The organism is Candidatus Accumulibacter similis, assembly GCA_013347225.1.
Lineage (GTDB): Bacteria > Pseudomonadota > Gammaproteobacteria > Burkholderiales > Rhodocyclaceae > Accumulibacter > Accumulibacter similis.
In genome coordinates this window covers 273,702-290,132 of record CP054595.1, presented here as the reverse complement: position 1 = coordinate 290,132, position 16,431 = coordinate 273,702, and the positions used below count along the sequence as shown (strand labels likewise).

Below are 16,431 nucleotides of genomic sequence, written 5' to 3'. Positions count from 1 at the left end.
CGCTGCAACGAGTGGGCGATCGCGGTCGATGTCTTCCTCACGGCGGCCGGCACGCTGCTAGAATTCGGACTCATCCTTGCGCAGGGGCGATCATGCAGATCACCATCACCCGGCCTGACGACTGGCATCTTCATTTGCGGGATGGTGCGGCGATGGCGGCAGTGCTGCCGCATTCGGCGCGCCAGTTTGCCCGGGCCATCGTCATGCCGAACCTTCGCCCGCCGGTCACCACGGTCGCCGTTGCCGGTGCGTATCGCGCGCGCATTCTCGCCGCGCTGCCGCAAGGGGTGTCGTTCGCACCGCTGATGACGCTGTACCTCACCGACAGCACGCCACCGGAGGAGATCAGGCGCGCGGCCGCGAGCGGCTTCGTGCATGCGGTCAAGCTGTATCCGGCCGGCGCGACGACCAATTCGGATTCGGGAGTGAGCGATATCGGCCGCTGTGCGGCCGTCCTGGCGGTGATGGAAGAGTGCGGGCTGCCGTTGCTCGTCCATGGCGAGGTGACCGATCCGGCCATCGACGTGTTCGACCGCGAGAAGGTCTTCATCGAGCGCATCCTGCAGCCGCTGTTGCTGCGGCATCCCCGTATCCGGTTGGTGTTCGAGCACATCACCACCAGCGACGCGGCTGATTTCGTTCGCGACTGCGGCGACAACGTCGCCGCGACGATCACCGCCCACCATCTGCTGTACAACCGCAACGCGATCTTCGCCGGCGGCATTCGCCCGCATCATTACTGCCTGCCGGTACTGAAGCGGGAGCAGCACCGGCAGGCACTGCTCGGCGCAGCCACTTCCGGCAACCCGAAGTTCTTCCTCGGGACCGATTCGGCACCGCATTCGCAGGCGAGCAAGGAAGCGGCTTGTGGCTGCGCGGGCTGCTATACGGCAGCGGCGGCGCTTGAGCTCTATGCCGAGGCCTTCGAGTCGATGGCAGCACTTGATCGGCTCGAAGCATTTGCCAGTTTCCACGGCGCCGATTTCCATCGGCTGCCGCGGAACGCCGGCAAGATCACGCTGCGGCAGGAAGAGTGGCTGTTGCCGACCGCCTTTGCCTATGCGGACGGCGAGGCGCTGGTGCCGCTGCGTGCCGGCGAGCGGTTGCGCTGGCGGTTGCTCGACTGATGCCGGCGGCCGCTCGCTGCGCCTTCTTGGGGAGCTTGCCTGTGTTCTCGGGCAGATTGCTGCTGTCAGTGCTGCCATTCCTGGTCGCCTGTTCGGATCAGCGCGCGGCGTTTGAGATCGAGGGTTCACGCCAGCATGCGCTGACGATGATTCGCGTCCAGACCCTGCCTTGGGACAAGACGGCCAGATACTCGATTGTCGCCGCGCGCATGCCGGACTGCCAGCGGCGGCACGAGATCGGTACCGGTGGCGCCGACAGCCGGGTCGAGGTGTTCGCGCCCGGCAACGGCGCGTGGATTCTCAAGCAGGGCAAGCGCATGTACGTTGTCGAGACGCGTACCTGCGAGGGATTTGCCCGGCTTGAAGCGGAACCGGAAGCTGGCATGGGTTCGCTGCAGGGAAGTTTCCAGATGCGCGACGGCACTCTCGCCTGGGTGGCGGAGCCGGCGGCGGCTGGTGGCGCCCCTGCCGAGCGGTGAATCCGATGCGGCTGCCGTCGGTGGGTGGCCTGTTTGCCCCGCTGCTGCCGCTCTTCGATCGGCGGCCGCTGGTGCCGGACTTGGCGGCGCTGGCAGCTCTTGCCGCGGCGCGCGAACTGCGCAACGCTGCCGGGCGGCGGATCGCCTTCGTGGCGCCGCCGGCGGACGGCCTGGATTACGAGACGCGCATCTGGCTGACCGGCGAGGTCGCGACACGGCCGGACAACTGGCACGATTTCTTCAACGCCTTGGTCTGGTTTGCCTTTCCGAACACCAAGGCGACGCTCAACGCGCGGCATGCCGAGTTGTTGCGGCAGGCGCCTGGAGTTCGCTGTCGCGAGCGCGACACGTTGACGCATTTCGACGAGTGTGGTGTCGTCGTCGTCGCCTGCGACCCCGAAATGCTCGACCTCGTGCGCGGTTTTCATTGGCGCAGGCTGTTCTGGGAACGGCGAGCTGACCTGGCACAGGGGTTGCGCTGCCTGGTCTTCGGCCACGCGACCTACGAGCAACTATTGCGACCGTTTCGTGGCCTGACGGCCAAGGCCGTCCTCCATCAGGTGACTCCGGACTGGCTCGACCAGTCGCCGGCGGCGCAGGTCGCCGCTGTCGACCGTCTCCTGGCGGCCGATTTCGCCGTCGGCCGCTACCGGGAGCCGCGTGTCTGGCAGCCTCTGCCTTTGCTCGGGTTGCCCGGGGTCACGCCGGAGAACGAAAATGCCGCCTACTATGACGATCAGTGGCAGTTCCGGCCCGGTCGTGGCCGCTGCCCGGTATAATCAGTGCGGGAAGTCGGTCAGGCAGCCGCTGGGCAAGAGGTGCAAACCTGGCGCCGAGAGGAAAGTCCGGGCTCCACAGAGCACGATGCCGGTTAACGACCGGGCACCGCGAGGTGACGGAAAGTGCAACAGAAAACAAACCGCCGATGTCCCGGTGCAGGCTGGGGCAGGCAAGGGTGAAACGGTGAGGTAAGAGCTCACCGCGGACGTGGCAACACGGACGGCACGGCAAACCCCATTGGGAGCAAGGCCAAATAGGGAAGCATGGGCGTGGCTCGCGCTGCTTCCGGGTAGGCCGCTTGAGCGTACTGGTGACAGTACGCCTAGATGAATGGCTGTCCACGACAGAACCCGGCTTATCGACCGGCTTCCCCCTCTCCCCCCACCAATACACCCCGCACGATGACGTTCGGCCACCGTTGACCGTCCGTCACTGCCTTCCGCGGCAGCAGTCGCTACCGGTGGCAATCGTCAATCGTCACGCACGCTCCACTGACCCGCCCGGGAAGCACGGGCAAATTCTTCACAAAGTACTTTAAGTACAACTCTTCGTGCTCTGTTTTATCAGCTATATTGACTTTCATCGGCAGGTTCAGGAGTTGCTGATAAGTGCTTGTCGCCATTGAGAAAAGTGGTGCATGTCCCTTGCTTTGCAAGAATCTTTGCCTTAAAGTGGGGGCAAGTGGTAGAAAGTGGGAAGGTTGCCGCCTGGGCGGCCTGAAGGCAGGGGAAGAGCGGGTTCGATGTTTCAGGGTGCGGCTGCGTTGAATCTTGATGCCAAGGGGAGGTTTGCCGTACCGGCACGCCACCGGGAGGCGCTCGCGTCTGCCGCCAATGGCCGCCTGGTGCTGACCGCGCATCCGCATCGCTGCCTTCTGCTCTATCCCGAACCGGCGTGGGAGCCGATTCGCGACAAGGTGCTGGCTGCTTCCAGCTTCAATCCACAGGCTGCCGCGATCAAGCGGCTGCTGGTCGGCAACGCCCGCGAAGAGGAAATGGATGCCGCCGGCCGGCTGCTGGTGGCGCCCGAGTTGCGCCAGTTCGCCCAACTCGACAAGCAGATCTGGCTTGTCGGCCAGGGTAGCCATTTCGAGATCTGGTCCGATGCCGGCTGGCAGCAGCAGCAGGAGGCGGTCTTCGCATTGGGTGAGCAGTTCCTGCCTGCCGGACTGGAAGACCTGGCGCTGTGAGCGCCCCACTGCAGCATCAGACCGTCCTGTTGCGGGAGGCGGTCGAGGCGCTGAACATCCAGTCCGCAGGCAGCTATATCGATGGCACCTTCGGTCGTGGTGGGCACTCGCTGGCGATCCTCGAGCGGCTCGGACCGGCGGGTCGTCTGTTGGCGATCGACCGCGATCCGCAGGCGGTGGCTGCCGCATCCGCCATTGCTGACAAGCGTCTGCTGGTCCGCCACCAGCGCTTCGGTGATCTGCTCGAAGCCCTGCGACAGGAGGGTTTCCCCGTGGACAAGGGCGTCGACGGGGTTCTGCTCGACATCGGAGTGTCGTCTCCGCAACTCGACCAGGAGGAGCGCGGATTCAGCTTTCGCCACGACGCGCCGCTCGACATGCGGATGGACACGACACAGGGCGAGACGGCGGCACAGTGGCTCCTGCGGGCCAGCGTGCAGGAGATCACGGAGGTAATCAGGAGCTATGGTGAAGAACGGTTTGCTTTCCAGATTGCAAAGAAGATTGTGGCTGCTCGGGGAGAGCGGCCTCTTGCAACCACGGGGGAGCTCGCCACGCTTGTACGCGCGACCGTGCGCACCCGTGAGCCCGGCCAGGATGCGGCGACGCGTACCTTTCAAGCTTTACGGATTCATATCAATCAAGAGCTCGAGCAACTCGCGTTAGTCCTGCCGCAAGCGATGGCTGTCCTCAAGAGTGGTGGGCGTCTGGTGGTGATCAGCTTCCACTCGCTGGAAGATCGCATCGTCAAGCAGTTCATGCGTTCGCAGGCGGCGCCGGACGAGGCCCCGAAGAGGTTGCCGCTGCGCGCTACCGAGCTGCCGCAGCCGAAGCTGCGCCTGCTGGGCAAGCCGGTGCGGGCGAGCGCAGCCGAGGTGGCCAGCAATCCGCGGGCGCGCAGCGCCGTCATGCGGGTGGCGGAAAAGCTTGCCTTGAAGGCCGCCTGAAATGGTTCGTCTGAACGTTGTCCTGTTGCTCGTCCTGGTGCTCTGCAGTCTCGGCGTGGTCACTTCGCAGCACAAGGCGCGCAGGATCTTTCAGGCACTCGAGGCCGAGCAGGAGCACGCGCGGCAACTCGAGGTCGAGCACGGCCAGTTGCAACTGGAACTGTCGACCTGGGGCGCGGCGCCGCGGATCGAGAAGATTGCGCGCGAGAAACTCAGGATGAGCACGCCCGAGTCGCCCCGGGTCATCACCGCCGCGCCGGCCGGAGGAGCCTCCAGATGATGCGTTTCAAGGGAAAAGTGGCGCACAAGTTCGCCGAGAATCCGCTGTTGCAGATGCGTCTGCCAACCTGGCGTTCACGCCTCCTCGGCCTGCTGATCATCGGCTCGTTCGTCGTCCTGATCGGCCGCGCGTTCTACCTGCAGGTGCTGAACAACGATTTCCTACAGGAAAAGGGCGAGTCCCGTTATCGGCGGGACATCGAGATCAGTGCGTCGCGCGGGCGCATCGCCGACCGTCACGGCGACGTGCTGGCGATATCGACGCCCATGAAGTCGGTCTGGGCCGTACCGCAGGTCGCCCGGCTGACTCCGGAACAGATCGCCCAGCTGGCGGCGGTGCTCGAGATGAACCCGCGGCAGTTGGCACAGAAGCTCGACACCGACAAGACCTTCGTCTTCCTGCGGCGGCAGATTCCGCCGGCGGTGGCCGATCGTGTGGCGGCGCTCAAGCTGCCTGGCGTTGGTCAGGACAAGGAGTACCGCCGTTTCTATCCGACTGGCGAGATGACGGCGCACATGGTCGGCTTCACCGGCGTCGATGACCGGGGGCTGGAAGGCGTCGAACTCGCCTTCCATGGCCAGTTGCTCGGTCAGCCTGGAAGCCGCAGCGTCATCAAGGATCGCCGTGGCCAGATCGTCGAGGATGTCGGCTCGATCAAGCCGCCGCAGGACGGGAGGGAAATTCGCCTGGCGCTCGACTCGAAGATCCAGTATCTGGCGTACAGCCATCTCAAGCAGGCCATCAGCGACCACAACGCCAAGGCCGGCGGCGTCGTGGTGATCGACGCGCGCACGGGCGAGATCGTCGCCCTCGCCAATTGGCCGACCTACAACCCGAACAACCGCGAATCACTGTCCGGTGCGCAGCTGCGCAATCGCGCCCTGACCGATACCTTCGAACCCGGATCGACGCTCAAACCCTTCACGATTGCCCTCGGCCTCGAAACGGGCAAGGTGCGCTCGGAGACGATCATCAACTGCGCGCCGGGCCGATTGACGATCGGCAACGCGACGATTGCCGACGCCCATCCGCATGGTGCGCTGAGCGTCGCGCAGGTGATCCAGAAGTCGTCCAACGTCGGCGCCGCCAAGATCGCGGCGATGCTGCCGTCGCAGACGATGTGGCAGATGTTCGACGACGTCGGTTTCGGCCAGGTGCCCCGCCTCGGGTTCCCGGGGGAGGTCACTGGTCGTGTCCGGCCGTGGAAGAGCTGGCGGCCGATCGAGCAGGCGACGATGTCTTACGGGCATGGCATTTCGGTTTCGTTGATGCAGCTGGCGCGTGCCTATTCGGTTTTCGCTCGCGACGGTGACCTGGTTCCACTCTCGCTGACCCGTGTCGATGCGCCGGCGACCACCGGCGCGACGGTGTTCAGCGCCAAGACCGCACGCGAGGTCCGCATGATGCTCGAGATGGCGGTGCAGCCGGGCGGTACGGCGCCGAAGGCACAGATTCCAGGCTATCGCGTGGCCGGCAAGACCGGCACGGCGCACAAGCTGCAGGGTGGACGCTATGCCAACAAATATGTCTCGTCGTTCGTCGGCTTTGCGCCGGTGTCCGATCCGCGGCTGATCGTCGCCGTCATGATCGATGAGCCAAGTGCCGGCAAGCACTATGGCGGAGAGGTCGCTGCTCCAGTCTTTGCGTCGGTGATGGGCAGTTCGCTGCGCACACTGGGGATCTCACCCGATGCGCCACTGGTCGTCGCCGAGACTCCCAAACCGCCGCTGCCGAAGGCACGCCTGTGAGCCCTCCGGCAACCCTTCAGACCGTCGAGATGGTCGCCGACATCCTGCGACGACTGGCGCTGCTCGGCGTCGTCCCGCATGGTGCGACCGACGACAGCCGCCAGCTCAGGCCGGGCGACCTGTTCCTCGCCTGCGTCGGCGATCGGGTCGATGGCCGACGCTTCATCGGCGATGCCATCGCCCGCGGCGCCGGGGCGGTCCTCTGGGAGGCGGCTGACGATCGAGGGACTGCGTTCGCCTGGCGTGCCGACTGGCGGGTCGCCAATCTGCCGGTCAGCAACCTGCGCCCGTTGCGCGGACCGCTGGCGCATGCGGTGCACGGACGGCCGAGTGAGCACCTGTCGCTGATCGCCGTCACTGGCACCAACGGCAAGACCAGCGTCACGCAGTGGATCGGCGCCACCCATCCCCGTCCGTGTGCGATCATCGGTACCCTCGGCGCCGGCCGCCCGGGGAAGCTCGCCGACACCGGCTTCACCACCCCCGAGGCGACGACGCTGGCGCGTTGTCTCGCCGACTACGCCAATGCCGGGGCGCAGGCGTGCGCGCTCGAGGCGAGTTCGATCGGCATGGCCGAAGGGCGGCTCGATGGCGTACGGGTCGACGCGGCGGTATTCACCAACTTCACCCGCGATCATCTCGACTATCACTGCAGCATGGCGGCCTATGCGGCCGCCAAGGCGAAACTGTTCACCTGGCCCCGTCTGCGCTTCGCCGTCTGCAATGTAGACGACCCCTTCGGACGTGAGCTGATCGGCATGACGACCGCCAGCAAGGTCGTTGGCTACACGCAGGAGGGTCGCTGCAGCGACCGCCAGGGAACGATCAGCGCCGAGGACGTCGAGGAGACGATCGCCGGTCTGCGCTTCCGGCTTTGTGCACCAGGCGGACGGGCGCTGGTCGAGACACCGCTGCTCGGGCGCTACAACGTCGCCAATCTCCTCGCCGTGGCCGCGGTCCTGCTCGACGCCGGCCTGACGCCGCGCGCGGTTGCCGAGCGCTTCGCCGGCGTGCAGCCACCGCCAGGGCGCCTCGAGAAGGTGGGTGGCGACGCGCAGCCACTGGTCGTGGTCGACTATGCACATACGCCGGATGCCCTCGAGAACGCGTTGCGCGCGCTGCGGCCGGTGGCCAGCGCGCGTGGCGCCGGGCTGACGGCAGTTTTCGGTTGCGGTGGCGATCGCGATCCCGGCAAGCGGCCGCTGATGGGTGAGGTCGCCAGTCGCTGTGCCGATCGCGTCGTCCTGACCAGCGACAATCCGCGCAGCGAGGATCCGCAGGTCATCCTCGATCAGATTCAGGTCGCTGCGCCGGCGGCCGAGATCATCGCCGATCGCGGTGAAGCGATCCGGCGCACGATTCTCTCGGCGCATCCGGCGGAAGTGGTGCTGATCGCGGGCAAGGGGCACGAGCCGTACCAGGAGATCGGCGGCGTGCGGCGGCCGTTCTCGGACGCCGCGCAAGCGCGTGCGGCGCTGCTTGCCCGCCAGGAGTTGCGGCAATGACTGCCATGATGGATTTGCTGGCGGCGGCGCGGGCGACTGCCGCTGCCGTCGTCGGCGACAACTGCGGCTTCGGCGGCGTGTCGACCGACAGTCGCACCATCGCTCCCGGTGAGCTCTTCGTCGCCCTGCGCGGCCAGCATTTCGATGGGCACCATTACGTCGCGGCAGCCCAGGCGCGCGGCGCAGCCGCGGCAGTGGTTGCCAGCGACACCGTTGACAGGTTGCGGTCAACCGGGCTGCCGCTGGTCGTCGTGGCCGAAACCAGGCTGTCGCTGGGCGCCCTGGCGGCGGACTGGCGCAGCCGGTTCACGTTGCCGATGATCGCCGTCACCGGCAGCAACGGCAAGACGACGACCAAGGAAATGATCGCCAGCATCCTGCGGGCGGCCTACGGCGACACCGTCCTGTCGACTCAGGGCAACTACAACAACGACATCGGCCTGCCGCTGACGCTGTTGCGCCTGCGTGCCGACCATCGCGCGGCGATCATCGAGATGGGGATGAATCACCCGGGCGAGATCGCCTACCTGTCGGGCATCGCCCGTCCTGACGTGGCCGTCGTGACCAACGCGCAGAGGGCTCACCTCGCCGGCATGGGATCGGTCGAAGCGATCGCCCGCGAGAAGGGCAGCATCTACTCCGGTCTGGACGAGAACGGCGTCGCCGTGTTCTGCGCCGACGATCCATGGGTCGATCTCTGGCGGCAGCAGAGCCAGGGCCTGCGGCGGATGAGATTCGGCTTCACGCAGGCAGCCGACGTCAGTGGCAGGGTGGCGCTGCACGGCCTCGAGAATCGCCTGCTTCTGCGCTGCGGTGGCGACGAGGCCGAGGTTGTGCTCTCGTTGCCCGGCCGGCACAACGCACGCAACGCGCTCGCCGCGGCCGCTGCCGCCGTCGCTGCCGGGATCCCGCTGGCAACCGTGCAGGCCGGCCTGAACAGCTTTCGCGGTCTCAAGGGGCGGTTGCAACTGCGCCAGGCGATGCACGGTGCACAATTGCTCGACGACAGCTACAACGCCAACCCCGACTCGGTGCGCGCCGGCATCGATGTTCTCGCCGCGACCGTCGGCAGGAAGATCCTCGTGCTTGGCGACATGGGTGAGATCGGCGAGATGAGCGGGCAGTTTCATGACGAGATCGGTGGCTATGCCAAGAGCCAGGGGATCGACCGCCTGCTGGCCCTGGGTGAGGCAAGCGCCCTCGCTGCACACAACTTCGGTGCCGGTGGCGAACACTTCACCCATGTCGCGCAGCTCATCGACGTCCTGCGCAGCGAGTTGGGGCCCGACAGCACGGTTCTCGTCAAGGGCTCGCGCTTCATGCGCATGGAACGCGTCGTCGAAGCCCTCTGTGCGCCGGCCGGGGAGGACGCCTGATGCTGCTCTGGCTGTCCCAGTGGCTGGCCCAGGACGTGCGGGCCTTCAACGTCTTCGGCTACATCACCCTGCGCACGGTCCTGGCGGCGATGACCGCCCTGATCATCTCCTTCATTGCCGGTCCGCGACTAATTCGCTGGCTGGCAGCGAAGAAGATCGGTCAGGCGGTACGCAACGACGGTCCGCAGACCCACCTGATGAAGTCCGGGACGCCGACCATGGGTGGCGCCCTGATCCTGATCGCGATCATCATCACGACACTGCTCTGGGGTGATCTCGGCAACCGCTACGTCTGGGTGGTGCTGATCGTTACCGTCGGCTTTGGAGGGATCGGCTGGTACGATGACTGGCAGAAGGTGGTCCACCGCAATCCGCGCGGCCTGGCGGCACGCTGGAAATACTTCTGGCAGTCGGCGCTCGGGCTGATGGTCGCCCTGTACCTCGGCCTGACGGCGAGCGGGCCGGCGCAACTCGAGCTCATCGTTCCCTTCTTCAAGACCGTCGCCTATCCGCTCGGGTTGATCGGTTTTGTCGTGCTCAGTTATCTCGTCGTCGTCGGCACCAGCAATGCCGTCAACCTGACTGACGGTCTCGACGGTCTGGCGATCATGCCGACGGTGATGATCGCCGCCGCGCTGGCGATCTTTGCCTATGTTGCCGGTAATGCAGTCTATGCCCGCTATCTGCTCCTGCCCTATGTCCCGGGCGCCGGTGAGCTGGCGATCGTGCTCGGCGCGATGGCCGGGGCAGGACTCGGTTTTCTCTGGTTCAATGCCTATCCGGCCGAGGTCTTCATGGGTGACGTCGGTGCGCTGGCGCTCGGCGCGGCGCTCGGTACGGTCGCGATCATCGTTCGCCAGGAAATCGTCCTGGCGATCATGGGCGGTGTCTTCGTTGCCGAAACCCTGTCGGTTGCGGCGCAGGTGCTGTTCTACAGAATGACCGGCGGCCGCCGCATCTTCCGCATGGCACCGCTGCACCATCACTTCGAGCTTGGCGGCTGGAAGGAAACGCAGGTTGTCGTGCGTTTCTGGATCATCACCATCATGCTGGTGCTGGTCGGTCTGTCCACCCTGAAACTCCGTTGAGGCGGCACTGAAGATGGAACTGCGGGGCAAGCCGACACTGGTCGTCGGTCTCGGTGAGAGCGGTCTGGCGATGGTCAGGTGGCTGGCGCGCGAAGGCGCACGCCTGCGTGTCGCGGACACCCGTCAGGCACCGCCGCAGGTGGATCTGCTGCGCGCGATGCTGCCCGAAGCCGAGTTGTTCGCCGGCCCGCTGCAGCGCGAGACGCTTGCCGGCATCGAGTTGATTGCACTCTCGCCCGGCGTTCCCGTGGCCGAGCCGCTGATCGCCGAAGCGATGGCGCGCGGCGTGCCGGTGGTTTCGGAGATCGAACTCTTCGTCCGTGGCCTCCGCCGGCTCAGCCCGCAGGCGCGTTTGATCGCGATCACCGGCAGCAACGGCAAGACCACGACCACCGCGCTCACCGGTGCCCTTTGTCGTGCCGCCGGACGCGACACCGCGGTTGCCGGCAACATCGGCCCGGCGGCGCTGACGGCGCTGCTCGCAGGCGTCGACCGTGGGCGGCTGCCGGATACCTGGGTTCTCGAGCTTTCGAGCTTTCAGCTCGAAACGACGTACTCTCTCGAGGCCGACGCAGCCACCGTGCTCAACGTCAGCGAGGACCATCTCGACCGCTACGGCGGCAGCATGGCGCGCTACGCTGCGAGCAAGGCGCGCATCCTTCTGGGACGCGCCACGGCGGTGCTCAATCGCGACGATCCGCTGAGCCTGGCAGCCCTGCCACCGGGGCGAACTGCCGTCACCTTCGGCTTCGGCCCGCCGCCCGGCTCCACCGACTATGGTGTCGAGGAGGGCTGGATCGTGCGCGGCAGCGAGCGGCTGATCGCCACCACCGACCTGCGGCTTGTGGGCAGGCACAACGTCGCCAACGCGATGGCGGCGCTGGCGCTGTGCGAGGCGATCGGCATTGATCCGCGTCAGCCGCTGCCGGCGCTGGCCGCTTTCAGCGGCCTCGCCCACCGTCTCGAGTGGGTTGCCGAGATCAGGGGTGTCGGCTACTACGACGATTCCAAGGGTACCAACGTCGGTGCGACCCTGGCGGCCGTCGAGGGGCTCGGTCGTCCGGTGGCGATCATTCTCGGTGGCGACGGCAAGGGGCAGGACTTCAGCCCGCTGCGCCCGGTCATCATCCGGCATGCCCGTGCCGTGGCGCTGATCGGGCGCGACGCCGGAGCCATCGCCGCGATCCTGCACGGCTGTCAGTTACCGGTGCGCCACTGTGCCGACATGGCGGAGGCGGTGCACTGGTGTGCCAGCCAGGCGCAAGCCGGCGATGCGGTGCTCCTCTCGCCCGCCTGCGCCAGCATGGACATGTATCGTGACTACGCCCACCGCGCGAGCGTGTTCGTGGATGCCGTGCGCGGCATCGAAAGGGAGGCTGCCTGATGTTGCGTACCCTGGATCAACCGCGCCGTCTGCCATCGGAAATCGACCTGGCGCTCCTCTGGAGCACGCTCGTCCTGCTGGTGATCGGCATGGTCATGGTCTACTCGGCGTCGATGGCGACCGCCGAGGCCGCCCGCCAGACCGGCAACCAGTCAAGCTACTTCCTCATCCGCCATGGCGTCTTTCTGATCATGGCCCTGGTCGCAGCCGGGATGGCTTTCCAGGTCTCGATGGCGACCTGGCAGCGCTGGTCACCGTGGCTCTTCGTCATCGGCTTCGCATTGCTGGCACTGGTGCTGATTCCCGGCATCGGCCGCGAAGTGAACGGTGCACGCCGCTGGCTGTCACTCGGGGTGGTCAACCTGCAGCCTTCCGAACTGATGAAGCTGTTCGCCGTTCTCTACGCCGCCGACTACACGGCGCGCAAGATGCCGTACATGCATGATCTGAAGAAGGCGTTTCTGCCTCTGGCGAGCGCCATGGTCGCGGTCGGTGTGCTGCTTCTCAAGGAGCCGGACTTCGGCGCCTTCGTCGTCATCATCTCGATCGCCATGGCGATCCTCTTCCTCGGCGGCATGCGGGCGCGCCTCTTCGTCATCCTGATCGTCGTCCTGGCGGTAGCCTTTGCCGCCCTGATCATCATCTCTCCGTATCGCCGTGACCGCATCTTCGGCTTCATGGATCCGTGGGCCGACGCTTTCGGCCGCGGCTACCAGTTGTCGCACGCCCTGATCGCCTTCGGTCGCGGCGAACTGTTCGGCGTCGGGCTCGGTGCGAGCGTCGAGAAGCTGTTCTACCTGCCAGAGGCGCATACCGACTTCCTGCTGGCGGTGATCGCCGAGGAACTGGGCTTTGTCGGCGTGCTGGTCGTCATCCTGCTCTTCGGCCTGCTGATCCAGCGCGCCTTTGCCATTGGCCGCCAGGCGGTGGCGCTCGAGCGATACTATTCGGCGCTGGTGGCGCAGGGGGTCGGTGTCTGGCTGGGAGTGCAGTCCTTCATCAACATGGGTGTCAACATGGGTGTGCTGCCGACCAAGGGTCTTACCCTGCCACTGATGAGCTTCGGTGGCTCAGGCATCCTGGCCAACTGCGTGGCGCTTGCCGTGCTCCTGCGGATCGACTGGGAAAACCGCCAGCTGATGCGCGGAGCGAAGCTGTGAGGACCCTGTTGGTGATGGCGGGCGGGACCGGGGGCCATGTCTTTCCCGGCTTGGCAGTGGCGGACCTGCTGCGCCAGCGCGACTGGCGCGTCGTCTGGATGGGCGCTCCGGATGGCATGGAGGCAAAGCTGGTGCCGGCGCGCGGTTACGAGATGGCCTGGGTCCGATTCACAGCGCTACGCGGCAAGGGACTGCTGCGCAAGCTGATGCTGCCCTTCCACCTGTTCTCCGCCTGCTGGCAGGCGCGGCGGGAGATCAGCCGCCTGCGACCTGACGTGGTGCTCGGCCTGGGGGGCTATGTCAGTTTCCCGGGTGGACTGATGGCCGCGCTCTTCGGCTGGCCGCTGGTCATTCACGAGCAGAACTCGATCGCCGGTCTGGCGAACAGGGTTCTTGCCCGCTGGGCGAAACGCGTTGCCTGTGGCTTTCCGGATGCCTTGCCACGTGGGGTCTGGGTGGGCAACCCGTTGCGCCCGGAAGTGACCGGCCTGCCGACACCGGCGGAACGTCTCGCCGGGCGTGCCGATGCGCTGCACTGGTTGGTGCTCGGCGGCAGCCAGGGGGCAGCGGCACTCAATGACGTCGTGCCACGCGGGCTCGCCATGCTCGACGCCTGCCAGCGACCGCAGGTGGTCCATCAGGCCGGGGCGAGGCATATCGAACAGCTGCAGCAGAACTACGAGGCCGCCGGTGTTCAGGCGCACTGCGTGGCATTCATCGACGACATGGCGGGCGCCTACGAGTGGGCAGACCTGGTGATCTGTCGCGCCGGTGCGCTGACCGTCGCCGAACTGGCGGCGGTCGGCGTCGCCAGCGTGCTGGTGCCGTTTCCGCATGCTGTCGACGACCATCAGACGTTCAACGCCCGCTTTCTGTCGGCAGCCGGCGCGGCCCGCCTGCTGCCACAGGATGAACTGAGCCCGCAGGCGATCGCCGAGCTGAACCAGTTGCCCCGCGTGCAGTTGCAGTCCATGGCCGAGAAGGCGCGTGCCCTGGCGAGACCGGCAGCGACGGCCGCGCTGGCGCGGATGTGTGAGGAGCTTGTCGAGTGAAGCACAAGGTCAAGAGCATTCATTTCGTCGGTATCGGCGGTGCCGGCATGAGTGGCATCGCCGAGGTCCTGGCGAACCTCGGTTTCGCGGTCAGCGGTTCCGATCTCGCCGACAGCTCGACGACCCGGCGGCTTGCCGAGCTCGGTGTCCGCACCGTCGTCGGTCACGCCGCGGAAAATGTCAGCACGGCCGACGCCGTGGTGATCTCCTCTGCGGTCAGGTCCGACAATCCGGAGGTCATCGCGGCACGTGCCCGCAAGGTGCCGGTGGTGCCACGGGCACAGATGCTCGCCGAGCTGATGCGGCTCAAGCAGGGAATCGCCGTTGCCGGCACACATGGCAAGACGACGACGACCAGTCTGGTGGCTTCGGTCCTCGCCGCTGGTGGCATGGACCCGACCTTCGTCATCGGCGGTCGGCTCAACGCGGCCGGCGCCAATGCCCGCCTCGGGTCGGGTGACTTCCTCGTCGCCGAGGCCGACGAGTCCGATGCGTCGTTTCTCCTGCTGTCGCCGGTGCTGTCGGTCGTCACCAACATCGACAGCGACCACATGGAAACCTACGGCCACGACTTCAGTCGCCTGAAGCAGGCCTTCGTCGACTTCATTCAGCGCCTGCCCTTCTACGGCGTGGCGGTGCTCTGCGCCGACGACGCCAACGTGCGCGAAGTCATGCCGCTGGTCAGCAAGCAGATCGTCACCTACGGCCTCGATCCCGCCGCCAACGTCTACGCCGACAACGTTGCCGCGGTCGGTGGCCAGATGCACTTCGACTGTGTCCGCGTCAACGGCAGTGTCAGCCGCTTGCCGATCCAGCTCAACCTGCCCGGCCGCCACAACGTTCTCAACGCGCTGGCGGCGATCGCCGTCGCCAGCGAACTCGGCGTCGCCGATGCCGCGATCAGCAGGGCGCTGGCCGAGTTCCGCGGGGTCGGCCGGCGCTTTCAGCGCTATGGCGAGCTGTCGTTGCCACAAGGTGGCAGCGTCACGCTGGTTGACGACTATGGTCATCACCCCGTCGAGATGCGTGCGACGCTTGCCGCCGCCCGCGGCGCCTTTCCCGGGCGCCGCCTGCTGCTGGCCTTCCAGCCGCACCGCTACACCCGCACGCGTGACTGTTTCGATGATTTCGTCAAGGTGCTCAGCGGCGTCGACGCACTGGTTCTCGGCGAAGTCTACGCTGCCGGCGAACAGCCGATCGTTGCGGCCGATGGCCGCGCACTCGCCCGCGCACTGCGGGTGGTCGGCAAGGTCGAGCCCGTCTTCGTCGAGAACGTCGTCGATCTGCCGCAGGCGATTCGCGATGCCGCGCGCGACGGCGACGTGGTGATGACGATGGGTGCCGGTTCGATCGGCACGGTTCCCGGCAAGCTGCTGGCCGGCTAGGGAGGGAATGATGAGCCGCCAGGATTTCGGCAGGGTTGCAGTGCTCTTCGGTGGCCGATCGGCCGAGCGGGAGGTATCGTTGAACAGCGGTGCGCGCGTTCTCGCCGCGCTGCAGCGTCAGGGAGTCGACGCCCACGCCTTTGACCCGGCGACACGTCATCTCGACGAACTTGCCGCCTTCGACCGCGCGTTCATTGCGCTGCACGGACGTCACGGCGAGGACGGAACGATCCAGGGCGCGCTCGAACTGATGGGCGTCCCGTACACCGGCAGTGGGGTGATGGCTTCGGCACTGGGGATGGACAAATGGCGCAGCAAGCTGTTGTGGCAGGCGGCAGGCCTGCCGATCCCGGAGTATGTGGTTCTCGAAGCGGGCAGCGATTTCGCCGGGGTCGAGGCGGCACTCGGGCTGCCGCTCTTCGTCAAGCCGGCCTGCGAAGGCTCTTCGATCGGCATAACCAAGGTCACGCAGGCCGGCGAACTGGGCGCAGCGCATGCAGCCGCCTCTCGCCACGACCCGCTGGTGCTCGCCGAGCGGGCGATCCTCGGCGGCGAGTACACGGCCGCGATCCTCGGCGATGAGGCGCTGCCGATCATCAAGATCGAGCCGGGCACCGACTTCTACGATTACGAGGCCAAGTACCTGCGTGACGACACGGTCTATCGCTGCCCCTGCGGGCTGCCGGCGGAGCGCGAAGTCGAACTGCGGGCACTGGCCCTGGAGGCCTTTCGTGTGCTCGGCGGTCGCGGCTGGGGGCGGGTCGACTTCCTGATGGACGCGGCTTGCGGTGGTCGCGCCTATCTGCTCGAGGTAAACACCTCGCCGGGAATGACCGACCATTCGCTGGTGCCGATGGCGGCTCGCGCCGCCGGTATCGGCTACGATGAACTGGTGGTCCGCGTCCTCGCGCTCGCCACCCTGGGATGAACG

Annotated in this window: 15 protein-coding genes and 1 other RNA gene; all 16 read left to right on the top strand. The window is 66.5% G+C overall.

All coding sequences use genetic code 11. From position 1 onward, the window contains the following. The first annotated feature begins 92 nt into the window (after positions 1-92). Positions 93-1,127, top strand: coding sequence for a dihydroorotase (gene pyrC / locus HT579_01320; GenBank protein ID QKS27720.1), 1,035 nt, complete (start codon positions 93-95; stop codon positions 1,125-1,127). Between the two features lie 41 nt (positions 1,128-1,168). Next, positions 1,169-1,606: a hypothetical protein gene (locus HT579_01315; protein QKS27719.1), complete on the top strand. Its 438-nt coding sequence runs from the start codon at positions 1,169-1,171 to the stop codon at positions 1,604-1,606. A 5-nt stretch (positions 1,607-1,611) separates the two neighbouring features. Then, positions 1,612-2,385 carry a DUF3025 domain-containing protein gene (locus HT579_01310; GenBank protein QKS27718.1) on the top strand — a complete coding sequence of 258 codons (774 nt, stop codon included), beginning with the start codon at positions 1,612-1,614 and terminating at the stop codon, positions 2,383-2,385. 9 nt (positions 2,386-2,394) lie between these two features. Continuing rightward, positions 2,395-2,760: RNase P RNA component class A (gene rnpB, locus HT579_01305), an RNA gene on the top strand. A 368-nt stretch (positions 2,761-3,128) separates the two neighbouring features. Continuing rightward, a complete protein-coding gene (mraZ, locus tag HT579_01300; protein ID QKS27717.1) occupies positions 3,129-3,575 on the top strand; it encodes a division/cell wall cluster transcriptional repressor MraZ in 447 nt (148 codons plus the stop codon). Between the two features lie 8 nt (positions 3,576-3,583). Continuing rightward, positions 3,584-4,522 (top strand): 16S rRNA (cytosine(1402)-N(4))-methyltransferase RsmH, encoded by a 939-nt coding sequence (gene rsmH, locus HT579_01295; protein ID QKS31431.1) that lies wholly within the window; start codon positions 3,584-3,586, stop codon positions 4,520-4,522. Between the two features lies 1 nt (position 4,523). Beyond that, a complete protein-coding gene (ftsL, locus tag HT579_01290; protein ID QKS27716.1) occupies positions 4,524-4,802 on the top strand; it encodes a cell division protein FtsL in 279 nt (92 codons plus the stop codon). After that, a complete protein-coding gene (locus HT579_01285; protein QKS27715.1) occupies positions 4,799-6,550 on the top strand; it encodes a penicillin-binding protein 2 in 1,752 nt (583 codons plus the stop codon). Before ftsL ends, HT579_01285 begins: the two co-directional genes overlap by 4 nt. Positions 6,551-6,579: 29 nt before the next feature. Further along, complete coding sequence (locus HT579_01280; protein ID QKS31429.1) at positions 6,580-8,055, top strand: UDP-N-acetylmuramoyl-L-alanyl-D-glutamate--2,6-diaminopimelate ligase; 1,476 nt, start codon at positions 6,580-6,582, stop codon at positions 8,053-8,055. A gap of 5 nt (positions 8,056-8,060) precedes the next feature. Continuing rightward, positions 8,061-9,431, top strand: a complete 1,371-nt coding sequence (gene murF / locus HT579_01275) for a UDP-N-acetylmuramoyl-tripeptide--D-alanyl-D-alanine ligase (GenBank protein ID QKS31430.1) — start codon at positions 8,061-8,063, stop codon at positions 9,429-9,431. Beyond that, on the top strand, positions 9,431-10,519 hold the full coding sequence (locus HT579_01270; protein ID QKS27714.1) for a phospho-N-acetylmuramoyl-pentapeptide-transferase: 1,089 nt from the start codon (positions 9,431-9,433) through the stop codon (positions 10,517-10,519). The genes murF and HT579_01270 overlap by 1 nt, the downstream gene beginning before the upstream one ends. A 13-nt stretch (positions 10,520-10,532) precedes the next feature. Beyond that, the gene (gene murD, locus HT579_01265) at positions 10,533-11,903 is read left to right on the top strand and encodes a UDP-N-acetylmuramoyl-L-alanine--D-glutamate ligase (protein ID QKS27713.1); all 1,371 of its coding nucleotides are present in this window, start codon (positions 10,533-10,535) and stop codon (positions 11,901-11,903) included. After that, the gene (gene ftsW / locus HT579_01260) at positions 11,903-13,063 is read left to right on the top strand and encodes a putative lipid II flippase FtsW (GenBank protein QKS27712.1); all 1,161 of its coding nucleotides are present in this window, start codon (positions 11,903-11,905) and stop codon (positions 13,061-13,063) included. The genes murD and ftsW overlap by 1 nt, the downstream gene beginning before the upstream one ends. Further along, positions 13,060-14,115: an undecaprenyldiphospho-muramoylpentapeptide beta-N-acetylglucosaminyltransferase gene (gene murG / locus HT579_01255; GenBank protein QKS27711.1), complete on the top strand. Its 1,056-nt coding sequence runs from the start codon at positions 13,060-13,062 to the stop codon at positions 14,113-14,115. Before ftsW ends, murG begins: the two co-directional genes overlap by 4 nt. Beyond that, positions 14,112-15,500, top strand: coding sequence for a UDP-N-acetylmuramate--L-alanine ligase (locus tag HT579_01250; GenBank protein QKS27710.1), 1,389 nt, complete (start codon positions 14,112-14,114; stop codon positions 15,498-15,500). Before murG ends, HT579_01250 begins: the two co-directional genes overlap by 4 nt. 10 nt (positions 15,501-15,510) lie before the next feature. Beyond that, entirely contained in the window at positions 15,511-16,428 is a 918-nt protein-coding gene (locus HT579_01245; protein QKS31428.1) for a D-alanine--D-alanine ligase, read from the top strand. Positions 16,429-16,431 lie beyond the last annotated feature (3 nt).